The following is a 12,659-nucleotide window of genomic DNA, read 5'->3' on the forward strand; positions in this document are numbered from 1 at the left end:
TCATGCCACAAGCAGTGAAAAAGAATGCAGAAGATCGGATGGACAAAGCCATTGGTGCTCTTAAAAGAGACCTGACTTCGCTTCGTGCGGGTCGTGCGACACCATCGTTACTAGACCGCATCCAAGTAGAATATTACGGAGCGATGACGCCTGTAAATCAACTTGCGAATTTAACAACGCCAGATTCACGAACCTTGCTTATTCAACCATGGGATAAAAGCTCCATGACTTCAATTGAAAAAGCAATTATGAAGTCAGATCTTGGACTAACACCATCCAATGATGGGTTGGTTATTCGTATTGTGATTCCTGCTCTTACAGAAGAGCGTCGTGCTGATCTCGTGAAAATGACGAAGAAATTCGGCGAAGAAGCGAAGATCGCAATTCGTAACATTCGTCGTGATGCAAACGATGAAATTAAAAAGCTTGAAAAAGCGGGGATTTCAGAAGATGAGTCCCGCAAACATCAAGAAGATATCCAGAAGTTTACGGATAAATTTGTAGCTGAAGTTGAGAAAGTTTTGGCTGCTAAAGAAAAAGAAATCATGGAAGTATAAGATAGATATGCCCCCGGGTATTCGCTGGGGGTTTTTCATCTTTCCCTAGTTGGGAGGAACAATGGTGTTCAAGCTAGTTAAGGAATGGTTAGGTGGAAATAAGCAGGCTTCTGCTGGATTAAAGGACATTGAATTAGACAAAGTACCTGCGCATGTAGCGATTATTATGGATGGCAATGGGCGTTGGGCAAAGCAACGAGGATTGCCTCGCGTAGCAGGTCATCATTCGGGAATGAAGAACGTTAAGAAAATCACAATGGCTGCGAATGAGATCGGGGTCAAAGTGTTGACGATGTATGCTTTCTCGACTGAAAATTGGAAGAGACCAAAGGATGAAGTGGATTTTTTGATGAAGCTTCCCCAAGAATTTTTTCCACTTGAAATCGAAGAGTTAATCGAAAATAATGTTCGTATTCAGATGACCGGTTGGAAAGAAGGCTTGCCTGATTTTACGCTTAAAGCAATCGAGGGAGCCATCGAACGAACGAAGAATAATACAGGACTCATTCTGAACTTTGCCTTAAATTACGGTGGCCGCAAAGAAATGATTGCTGGTGTACAGGACATCATTCGTGACGTTCAAAGTGGAAAGTTGCAAGCAGAGGATTTGGATGAATCCAAGTTTTCTTCATACATGCTGACAGCTGATTTGCCAGATCCGGATTTATTGATTCGCACTAGCGGAGAATTGAGACTTAGCAACTTTTTGCTGTGGCAGCTAGCCTATTCGGAGCTTTGGTTCACGGATGCGTACTGGCCGGAATTCACAGAGTCGTTATTTTTACAAGCCATTGCTGAATATCAGCGCCGCGGGAGACGATTTGGAGGCATTTAAGTATTAAATCAAACCAAGCCTTCTTCCCGTATAACGCTAGATGTTGAGCTGCTTTAGCGATTAAAGTTGTTCATCTAGGGGGACTCAGCTTGAAACAAAGGATCGTTACTGGAGTCATTGCTGGCTTCTTATTCATTACGTTATTGGTTTTGGGTGGCTATTGGTATGCTGGATTGATCGTATTGCTTTCGATACTAGGATATCGTGAATATATACAGATGAATGGATTCACCAAGCATAAATTAACAGGTGCAGTAGGTCTGCTTGCTTTGTTATACATAACGATTCCCTGGGAATTAGCTGGTGTTTCTTTGCCTCTTTCATCGTCAGCCGTTATTTGGCTGGGTATGTTTCTGCTGCTTTTCATTACAGTCGCATCCAAAAATAAAATAACGATTGATCAAGTATCGGTGATTTTATTGGGAGTCGTATATATCGGCTTCGGCTTTTATTACATGATTGCCGCCCGTTTGGGTGACCATGGCTTGTTTTGGACCATTCTTGTGTTTGTTTGTATTTGGGCATCGGACTCTGGCGCTTATTTCGTCGGTTCGAAACTCGGGAAACATCTGTTATGGCCTCAAATCAGCCCTAAGAAATCAATTGAAGGTGCTGTAGGCGGCGTTGTGATTTCGATGATTGTCGCTTTCGGGTTTGCTTGGTTTGCTTCTGATTTGCTCGGATTCGGACAAGCTTTGTTTCTTGGATTCGTCATTGCCGTTGTAGGACAAGTGGGTGACTTGATACAGTCTGCCTATAAGCGAGTAAAAGGTATTAAAGATACGGGAACATTACTGCCCGGTCACGGTGGCGTACTCGATCGAATGGATAGTTGGTTGATCGTATTTCCATTTATTCATTTTCTCGGAATGATTCCCCACTAAATGCAGCTGTGAGGTGGAACACAATGAAACGGATTGCCATTTTGGGTTCTACAGGATCTATCGGCACACAAACGCTAGATATTGTTGCGCATGCCCCAGAGCAATTTCAAATAGAAGCCTTATCAGGTGGATATAATAGTCAATTACTAATTGAACAAATTCGAAAATTTAATCCGAAAGTCGTTTCTGTAGCGACGAAGGAATTGGCTGAGAAAGTGTCTAGTCAAGTAAGCTCCGCGACCAAGGTATGGTATGGTCAAGAGGGGTTGCTGGAAGTAGCTGCTTCTACAGATGCTGATTTCGTTGTGACTGCAATGGTTGGAAGCCAAGGATTAAAGCCGACAATGGCTGCTATCGAGGCTGGCAAGCATATCGGACTTGCGAATAAAGAGACTTTAGTTAGTGCAGGGCATATTGTAACAGATGCAGCACGGAGAAAAGGTGTTGCTTTGCTGCCTATCGACAGTGAGCATTCCGCTATCTTTCAATGTTTGAATGGCGAGAACCATAAGCAAATAGCCCAGATAACACTCACCGCCTCCGGTGGTTCCTTCCGGGATCGCTCACGTGCTGATTTGGAAGGCGTTACGGTTGAGCAAGCATTGCAGCATCCGAATTGGTCTATGGGGGCCAAAATTACTATTGATTCCGCCACAATGGTTAATAAGGGGCTAGAAGTGATTGAAGCCCATTGGTTGTTCGGTCTTTCTTATGACCAAATTAATGTCCTTATACATCCTGAAAGTGTGATTCATTCCTACGTTGAATTTGTGGATAACAGCGTCATCGCGCAGTTGGGCAATCCTGATATGCGCGTCCCGATACAATATGCTTTAACATACCCGGATCGATATCCAACGCCAACGAAGAAATTAGATTTGGCAGCGATCGGCAAGCTTCATTTTCGGGAAATGGACTTTGAACGCTTCCCATGTTTGCGAATGGCATTTGAGAGCGGCAAACAAGGCGGTACGACACCAACAGTGTATAATGCGGCGAATGAAATCGCTGTCGCTCGTTTCCTCAACGGTGAAATTACGTTTTTGCAAATTGAACAGATCATTGAAACTGTTTTGCAGAAGCATGATTCGATTCCAACTCCTTCATTAGATGCCATACACGAACAAGATTTATGGTCAAGAGATTGTGCGGCATCCATTCAATTCTAGGTCACTTGAGAGCTAAAGTCAGCGAGTTTGGCTCTGCTCTTTTTTTAATCAGCAGTCTGGATACATAGGAACGTAAAGTCTAATTCAAACTTCTTGCTCGTATACTGTGCTAAATGGGCATAGCTTGTATTCAGCCGTTCAATAATGGTAATCTAAGAACATGCTGTCCATAAGGATGCTTAGAAGGCAGGTTTCCAATGAAAACATTATGCTTTATGCATACATAGGTAAGTTTTCTGGTGAAAACTTGAAGGAGGAATTACGACTTGTCAACCATAGAAGTTGGATTGAAGGTTATTTTGTTGTTTTTCGTTCTTGTCACGATTCATGAGTGGGGTCATTTTTACTTCGCCAAACGGGCAGGTATCTTGGTGAGAGAATTTGCTATCGGCTTTGGGCCCAAGATTTTCTCATATAAAAAAGGGGAAACCCGCTATACATTGCGGATTCTGCCGATAGGTGGATTCGTTCGGATGGCTGGCGAAGATCCGGAAATCGTTCAAGTCAATCCAGGTCAGACGGTTGCCATTAAATTAAATAAACAAAACCAAGTGACATCGCTTTATCTCGATCAACTTGACCGTCGTTCGAATGTAATCCTTGGCGTCGTGGAACAAATTGATTTGGAGCGTGCACTCCAAGTTACTTTAGATGTCGATGGGGAAAAAGTTACATATCCGATTGAACCGCAAGCTATGATGGTTACGAAAGGAACAGAAACGCAAATCGCTCCCTATGATCGCCAGTTCGGCTCCAAAACAGTGGGCCAACGAGCAATTGCCATCGTTATGGGTCCAGTGATGAACTTTGTTTTAGCGATCGTCTTGTTCTTCATCGTTGTCATTATGTCAGGGGTATTCACGAATGTGAAGCTTGATTCAGTCGTTGCTGGGAAAGCAGGAGAGAAGGCGGGCCTGCAAAAAGGCGATATTATCATGTCCATTGATAATCATCCGATTGGAACCGATCGTGAGAAGCTGGTTACCTCTATTCAAGCTTCTGCAGGCAAGCCGATGACTTGGGTCATCGATCGTGCTGGAAACCCATTAACGGTTCAAGTTACGCCTGAGATGGATGCAGGTTCCGGGAAGTTAGGTGTTGTCATTTCCGGTGATCGCAGGAGCGCAAGCTTCAGTGAAGTCTTGACAGGCACTTACGATCAGGTCGTTGGTACGACAATCGGAATCGTAACAGGGCTTCAAAAGCTAGTTACGCTTCAATTTAAACTTGATGATTTAGGCGGGCCTGTAAGAACGGCTCAAGTATCTGCTCAATTTGCTCAAATGGGAATAACGGTTTTCCTCTCTTGGACAGCTACTTTGAGCTTATACCTAGGGATATTTAACCTTCTGCCGATTCCAGCCTTGGATGGAAGTCGACTTCTATTTATGGGATTGGAAGCACTGCGCGGCAAGCCAATCGATCCGAACCGGGAAAGCATGGTTCACTTTGTTGGGTTTGCACTGCTCATGCTGCTGATGGTGGCTGTAACGTATAATGATATTTTACGCTTGATTAAGGGATAGTTCTAATGATCTGGGAGGGTTTATGTCAAACGATAAACAGTTTGTGAAAGAGATTACACCACAGGGGGAAGATTTCTCCCGTTGGTATATAGACGTTATTAAGAAAGCTGATTTAATGAGCTATTCCCCGGTTCGAGGCTGTATCGTGTTCAAGCCGGATGGTTATGAAATTTGGGAGAACATTCAACGCGAGCTGGATAGCAAATTCAAAGAAACGGGTCACCGCAACGCCTATTTCCCGCTTTTTATTCCAGAAAGCTTTTTTCAGAAGGAAAAAGAGCACGTAGAAGGCTTCAATCCTGAACTTCCATGGGTGACGGAAGCCGGTGGTGAGAAGCTCGAAGAGCGTTTAGCGATTCGTCCAACTTCGGAAACCATGATTGGACACATGTATTCGGAGTGGATCAACTCCTACCGTGATTTACCCCTTTTGATCAACCAATGGGCGAACGTAGTTCGTTGGGAGAAGCGTACATTGCCGTTCCTGCGTACAACCGAATTCTTGTGGCAGGAAGGTCACACGGCTCATGAAGATGAGCAGGATGCGCGCCGCGAAACGATGCAGATGCTAGAGGTGTACCGCCAGTTTGCCGAGGATTTCCTAGCCATTCCGGTTATCGTTGGACAGAAAACACCTTCTGAGAAATTTGCTGGTGCTATCGATACATTTTCAATCGAAGCGATGATGAAGGATGGCAAAGCGGTACAAGCCGGGACTTCTCATTACCTCGGAACCAACTTCGCAGTTGCTTTCGATATTAAGTTTCTGGATCGTGAAAATCAGCATCAATTCGCACATACAACTTCATGGGGAGTAAGTACGCGATTAATCGGTGCTCTGATTATGGTTCATGGTGATGATCGCGGCTTGGCTTTGCCGCCTAAAGTTGCGCCAACTCAGGTTATTATGATTCCGATTGGACCTCCAAAAACGAGAGAGCAAGTTATCGGCCGAGTGGATGAGTTGTACGCTGAGCTCAAGAAAGCTGGCGTTCGAGTGAAAGTAGACGATCGCGCGGATCAAAGCCCAGGCTGGAAATTCAATGAATATGAAATGCGCGGCGTACCGATTCGTGTTGAATTAGGCCCTCGCGATATGGAAAATGGGCAAGTTGTTTTGGTTTCTCGTGTAAGCGGAGAGAAGAAAATTGTGCAGCAAGCTGATTTTGTGCAAGAAGTTCAAAATTTACTTGCTGAGATTCACCAGCAGATGTATGATAAAGCGAAGCAGTTCCGTGATGAGCATTATATCGCTGTTGACTCTATCGAAGAGTTCAAGACGTTTTTGGAGACGAAACGCGGATTTGCGCTAGCTGGTTGGTGTGGCTCCAATGCGTGTGAAGAGCACGTGAAGCAAGAAACAGGTGCGACAAGCCGCAATATTCCTTTCACACCTTCAGAAACGAAATCAACTTGTCTCGTTTGCGGCGAAGCTGCTAAACATACGGTCGTTTTTGGCCGAAGCTATTAATTACAATCCAAAGGGCAAATGGAGGCAACAATTCCATTGCCCTTCGTATTTTTATGGGGAGGCTGTTCATGAGTATTTTGGCTGATAAACGGAATCGCTTTGAGCTTTTGATGCAGCAAGCCGAGATTCCAGCCGATGTGGTGCGCTCATTTTTTGCAGAAGGCTATATTGACCAAGTGGAGATAAGTCGCAAGAATCGCGATTGGACCTTTTATTTGGTGAAAAATGAATTGGTGCCTTTGAACACATACCGCTCTTTTTGTAAAATGATTCAAGAAAAGTTCGCTCAAATCGCGAAGATTCGCTTTATTTGGAAATTTGAGCAAGCCGAACCGGCAGATTTGGTAGAAGAATACTGGAGCTTATTTTTGGAGTGGCTGCAGCGTGAGGTTGCCTCGATTAATGGGTGGATGACCAAAGCGAAAGTCGATGTGCAAGGGCATTCATTAACACTCGTGATGCTCGATCAAATTGGGCTTGAACTGGCGAAGAAAAAAAATATGGATATGTTTATACGGAATTTCTTCCATAATTTTTTCCAAACTGAGCTGACTGTCAAGTATGCCATAAGCGACTCAACGGAAATTGAAGCCGAGTATGAGAAGTTTGCGAAGCAGCGCGAGCAGGGCGAGAAGACGATTACGCAGGAAATTATGATGTCCATTGATATGGAAGAAGAAGAATCTTCCTTGCCGGATGACTTGAAGCTTGTGATGGGCTATGAAATTAAAGAGGTGCCGACACCGCTTAAGAATATCCAAGAGGAAGAGAAGAAAATTACGGTTCAAGGAACGGTGTTTGGTCTTGACGTTAAGGAATTAAGAAACGGGAATACGTTGTTTACCTTTAACTTGACTGATTTTAGCGATTCCTTAGCGATGAAAGTATTTGCAAAAACGAAGGACGATGTGAAAATTCTCAGTCTTCTTGCGAATGGGACGTGGATTAGAGCGCGAGGCAAGGTTGAGTATGATCGGTTTATGCAAATTCCCGAATTGGTCATGATTCCCAACGATTTAACAGAAGTAATGCCGCCTAAAGACCGTATGGATGATGCCGCAGAGAAGCGTGTAGAATTCCATTTGCATACGAACATGAGTACCATGGATGCTTTGACTTCTGTCGATCAATACGTGAAAATGGCTGCCAAATGGGGGCACAAAGCGATTGCGATTACAGATCATAGTAACATTCAATGTTATCCTGATGCGGGTAAAGCTGCTAAGAAACACGGTATTAAAGTCATTTACGGCTTAGAAGCCAACGTTGTTAACGACTCGGTGCCTATTGTCATGAATGGCCGCGATTTGGATTTGAAGCAAGCTACTTATGTCATTTTTGACGTGGAGACGACAGGGCTTTCCGTAACGAATAATCGAATTATCGAGCTTGCTGGCGTCAAAATGCAGGATGGCAAAGAAATTGACCGGTTTGCAACGTTTATTGACCCACATGAGAAGATTCCTTATAACATTCAGCAATTAACGAATATTACGGATGATATGGTCGCGGGGGCGCCTGACATTGAAGATGAGCTTCCGAAGTTCGTTGAATTTATTGGCGATGCCGTACTAGTAGCGCATAATGCCCGTTTCGATATGGGATTCCTGCAAACCAATTTGAAACGAATGGGTCTGCCGGAAGTTACCAATGCGGTTCTTGATACGCTTGAGCTGGCTAGATTTCTCTTCCCTTCCATGAAGAATCATCGCTTGAACACCTTATCTGATAAATTCAAAGTCGGTCTAGACAACCATCACCGCGCGATAGATGACTCCATAGCTTTGGGTTATGTGCTGTATCATTTAATTAATGAAGCCAATGATCGACAAATTACGAGTCTGGCTAAATTGAATGATTACGTAGGTAAAGATTTGTCGAATCAACGCCCGTTTCATTGCTGCATTTATGCGCTTAATGCCATTGGCAAAAAGAACTTATTCAGACTTATTTCGTTATCCCATACGCAGTATTTGCAACGCTCGGCAACAATACCCAAGAGTCTCCTAGTCGCACACCGAGAGGGACTTCTTCTTACTTCTGGTTGTGAAAAGGGTGAGTTCTTCGAGGCCGTTCTTAATAAATCAGTAGAAGAAGCGGAACAGGTTGCCGAATTTTATGACATTTTAGAAATCCAACCCGTAAGCTACAACATGCATCTTGTTGAGAAAGGCCTTGTAGGCAGTGTCGAAGACTTAGAGAACGCAGTGCGCCGTGTTTGTGAAATTGGCTATAAAACAGGCAAACCAGTCATTGCGACGGGGAACGTTCATTATCTAAATCCTCGTGAAAAAGTATGTCGGGATATTACGATTAACGGCATTACGGGGTTTAGTCCACTGAAAGCGCTGAAGAAGCCTGATGCTCATTTCCGTACGACGAAAGAGATGCTGGAAGAATTTAAATTTCTGGGCGAAGAAAAGGCGATTGAGGTCGTTATTCGCAGCACCAATGATTTGGCGGATCGGTTTGAAGTTATTGAACTTTTCCCGGACAAGCTGTTTACCCCTATTATTGAAGGGGCGGACGAGGAAATTCGTGATACCTGCTATACAACCGCTAAGAACATGTATGGCGAGGAATTGCCGGAGGTTATTGTGGCTCGATTGGAAAAAGAATTGGTTCCGATTATTAAATTCGGATTCTCTGCCAACTATCTTATTTCTGAGCGCCTTGTCAAAAAGTCCAATGAAGACGGCTATCTCGTAGGTTCACGGGGATCTGTAGGGTCCTCTGTTGTTGCGATGATGTTAGGGATTTCTGAAGTTAATCCTTTGCCTCCTCATTATATTTGTTCAGCTTGCCAGCATAGCGAATGGTTCCTGGACGGTAGTGTCCCGAGTGGATTCGACTTGCCGAATAAGATTTGCCCGAATTGCGGGGGGCCGCTTAAAGGGGACGGTCATGATATTCCCTTCGAAACGTTCCTCGGCTTCAAAGGGGACAAGGTTCCCGATATCGATTTGAACTTTTCCGGAGATTATCAGCCGGTAGCCCATAATTACACCAAAGAGATCTTCGGTGAGAAAAATGTTTTCCGTGCAGGAACGATTGGTACGGTTGCGGAGAAGACGGCTTTTGGGTTTGTTAAAAAGTATGAAGAGGAACAAGGCGCGAAATGGCGTGGCGCCGAAATCAGCCGATTAGCTTCCGGTTGTACAGGCGTTAAGCGGAGCACAGGGCAGCATCCGGGCGGTATTGTCGTTGTGCCGGATTATATGGAAGTAGATGATATCACGCCTGTGCAGTTCCCGGCAGATGATAAAAACTCGGAATGGATGACAACGCATTTTGACTATCATGCCTTTGATGCCAATTTGCTGAAACTCGATATTCTTGGACACGACGATCCGACTATGATGCGGATGTTGCAGGATTTGACGGGGATTGATCCAACGACAATTCCGATGAACGATGCGAAGGCGATGAGTATTTTTAATTCGACGGAAGCACTTAATGTAAGACCGGATCAAATCCGCTCTCCTGTTGCGACTTATGGGGTTCCCGAGATGGGAACGAAATTCGTTCGTCAAATGCTTCAGGAAACACAGCCGAGCTCTTTCGCTGACTTATTGCAAATTTCCGGACTGTCTCATGGAACGGGAGTTTGGTTAGGAAATGCCCAGGAGCTGATTAAGAAAGGGATATGCAACATTAAGACAGTTATCGGCTGTCGGGATGATATCATGCTCTACTTAATCTATAAGGCTGGAATGGATGCAGGGTTGGCTTTCAAAATTACGGAAAGTGTTCGTAAGGGGAAAGGCCTGACAGATGAGTGGAAGGATGAGATGAAGCGCTGTAATGTACCGGCTTGGTATATTGAATCCTGTGAGCGGATTGAGTACATGTTTCCAAAAGCGCATGCTGCGGCTTATGTCATCTCTGCCGTACGTACCGCTTACTTCAAAGTCTATCACCCGATTGCCTATTATGCGACTTACTTTAGTGTTCGTGCGGCGGACTTTGATCTTGAATTATTATGCCAAGGGTATGATGCGATTCTCAAGAAGCTGATAGAAATTGAAGAGAAGGGCTTCCAAGCGCTGCCAAAGGAAAAAGCGATGGTTTCGATTCTCGAGATGTCTCTCGAAATGACTTCACGCGGATTTAGCTTTAAGCCTATTGATATTTACCGCTCGGACGCGACGAAGTTTATCATTGATGGAACATCACTGATTCCTCCGTTTGCTGCTATGTCCGGTATCGGTGAAAATGCGGCTAAGAATATTGCCGCTGCCAAGGAAGATGGAGACTTCCTGTCGATTGAGGATTTCCAGAATCGGTCCAAAGCTTCGAAAACGGTCATTGAGATGCTGAGTACGATGGGTTGTTTCCGAGGACTTCCGGAGTCCAATCAACTTTCCCTATTCTAAAAAGGGTCGTTGTTCAGCCTGATTTGATAAAAAAATGATTAGCTGTCAAGTGAAAATGATTAACAAGTTTGCTATTGTAATGCAAAGAATGGTTATGGTATAATTTTTATTGGCAATAATGAGGATATCATCTTGTGATTAAAGAGTGGGGAAACCCACTCTTTACATTTTGATATAGGACTTTTCGGTTTACGACAAAGGAAAGTCAATTTTAGGAGGTACATTTATCTGTGGTTACACAAGCACAAATCAAATCCGTCATTGAGGACATGCTGAAGGATTTCATTGAACAAAATGGATTTGAACTCGTGGATATTGAATATGTCAAAGAGGGCAGCAATTGGTTCCTTCGTGTCTATGCAGACAAGGAAGGCGGAATTGATATAGATGATTGCGGCCGTATCAGCGAATACTTAAGTGTTCAATTGGATGAGAAAGATCCGATCGCTGATGCCTATTTCTTGGAAGTTTCATCACCAGGAGCGGAACGTCCGCTCAAGAAAACTCAAGATTATCACAGGGCTGTGGACAGTCACGTATTTGTTACCACGTATGAGCCGATTGACGGTTCCAAAGAGTTTGAAGGATTACTGACTTCTTTTGACGAGGAAGACCTCGTAGTCGAAATCGGTAAAAAGAAAGTCATCATTCCGTTCACCAAAGTGGCAAGTGCTCGTCTTGCTATCGTTTTTTAGTGAACGTTACTTATTGAAGGGGGGGACTCAGTTCAAATGAACACGGATTTTATCGAAGCGCTGTCGGAAATTGAACGTGAGAAGGGTATCTCGAAGGAGTTACTTATCGATGCAATTGAGGCAGCGATGATTTCTAGTTATAAACGCAATTTCAACACCGCACAAAACGTGCGCGTCGATATCAATCGCCATACAGGCCTCATTAAGGTATATGCCCGTAAAACGGTAACTGAGGAAGTACTAGATCCAAGATTGGAAATTTCGGTGCATGCTTCTCGCGAAATTAATCCGAATTATCAATTGGAAGATATCGTTGAAATTGAAGTGACTCCTCGCGATTTTGGTCGAATTGCTGCACAAACCGCTAAGCAAGTGGTTACACAGCGTATTCGTGAAGCGGAGCGTGGCTTGATTTATAACGCTTTTATTGACAAAGAGGAAGATATCGTTACAGGTATCCTACAGCGTCAGGATCAACGTAATATCTATGTGGACTTGGGGAAAGTTGAGGCCGTATTGCCTTTGACAGAACTCATGCCGACAGATAAATTCAAGCAAGGTGATCGGATCAAAGCGTATATCACGAAAGTAGAAAATACGACCAAAGGTCCTCAAATCATTTTGTCCCGCACACATCCAGGATTGTTGAAGCGTCTTTTTGAATTGGAAGTGCCGGAAATTTTTGATGGCGTTGTTGAGATTCGTTCGGTAGCCCGTGAAGCTGGTTTCCGTTCCAAAATCGCTGTTCACTCCCGCAATCATGAAGTCGATCCAGTTGGATCTTGCGTAGGTCCGAAAGGGCTTCGCGTTCAAACGATTGTCAGCGAGCTGCGCGGCGAGAAGATTGACATCGTTCGCTGGATGGAAAGTGTGGAAGAGTATGTAGCGAATGCGCTTAGCCCATCCAAAGTTCTTGAAGTACAAATTCATGAAAATGAAAAGATGGCGCGTGTCATTGTGCCTGATTATCAACTTTCTCTAGCTATTGGGATAAAAGGGCAAAATGCTCGTTTAGCTGCCAAATTAACAGGCTGGAAAATTGACATAAAGAGTGAGACACAAGCAGAACAAGAGTTTGGCAGAGTGAAAACATATACGGAAGAAATGCATCAAGATTCCGTTAGCATCGATTAATTAAGTTTTGGT

General features: G+C 44.1%; 9 protein-coding genes. All 9 read left to right on the plus strand.

Annotation, left to right across the window (positions count from 1 at the left end; translation table 11 throughout):
- Window positions 1-2: 2 nt before the first annotated feature.
- The 9 genes from frr to nusA all read left to right on the plus strand — a co-directional run bounded on the left by frr (window position 3) and on the right by nusA (window position 12,647).
- Window positions 3-557, plus strand: a complete 555-nt coding sequence (gene frr, locus HQN90_RS06540; RefSeq protein WP_173216974.1) for a ribosome recycling factor — start codon at window positions 3-5, stop codon at window positions 555-557.
- A 61-nt stretch (window positions 558-618) separates the two neighbouring features.
- A complete protein-coding gene (locus tag HQN90_RS06545) occupies window positions 619-1,392 on the plus strand; it encodes an isoprenyl transferase (RefSeq protein WP_173216975.1) in 774 nt (257 codons plus the stop codon).
- 89 nt (window positions 1,393-1,481) lie between these two features.
- Window positions 1,482-2,276 (plus strand): phosphatidate cytidylyltransferase, encoded by a 795-nt coding sequence (locus HQN90_RS06550; RefSeq protein ID WP_173216976.1) that lies wholly within the window; start codon window positions 1,482-1,484, stop codon window positions 2,274-2,276.
- Between the two features lie 23 nt (window positions 2,277-2,299).
- Entirely contained in the window at window positions 2,300-3,445 is a 1,146-nt protein-coding gene (locus tag HQN90_RS06555; protein ID WP_173216977.1) for a 1-deoxy-D-xylulose-5-phosphate reductoisomerase, read from the plus strand.
- Between the two features lie 266 nt (window positions 3,446-3,711).
- Window positions 3,712-4,971, plus strand: coding sequence for an RIP metalloprotease RseP (gene rseP, locus HQN90_RS06560; RefSeq protein ID WP_173216978.1), 1,260 nt, complete (start codon window positions 3,712-3,714; stop codon window positions 4,969-4,971).
- Between the two features lie 22 nt (window positions 4,972-4,993).
- On the plus strand, window positions 4,994-6,442 hold the full coding sequence (gene proS / locus HQN90_RS06565; RefSeq protein WP_173216979.1) for a proline--tRNA ligase: 1,449 nt from the start codon (window positions 4,994-4,996) through the stop codon (window positions 6,440-6,442).
- A 68-nt stretch (window positions 6,443-6,510) separates the two neighbouring features.
- Window positions 6,511-10,818: a PolC-type DNA polymerase III gene (locus tag HQN90_RS06570; RefSeq protein WP_173216980.1), complete on the plus strand. Its 4,308-nt coding sequence runs from the start codon at window positions 6,511-6,513 to the stop codon at window positions 10,816-10,818.
- A 230-nt stretch (window positions 10,819-11,048) separates the two neighbouring features.
- Window positions 11,049-11,513, plus strand: a complete 465-nt coding sequence (gene rimP, locus HQN90_RS06575) for a ribosome maturation factor RimP (RefSeq protein WP_279628294.1) — start codon at window positions 11,049-11,051, stop codon at window positions 11,511-11,513.
- Window positions 11,514-11,549: 36 nt separating this feature from the next.
- A complete protein-coding gene (nusA, locus tag HQN90_RS06580) occupies window positions 11,550-12,647 on the plus strand; it encodes a transcription termination factor NusA (RefSeq protein ID WP_079408967.1) in 1,098 nt (365 codons plus the stop codon).
- Window positions 12,648-12,659 lie beyond the last annotated feature (12 nt).

The organism is Paenibacillus alba (assembly GCF_013204855.1).
Taxonomy (GTDB): domain Bacteria; phylum Bacillota; class Bacilli; order Paenibacillales; family NBRC-103111; genus Paenibacillus_E; species Paenibacillus_E alba.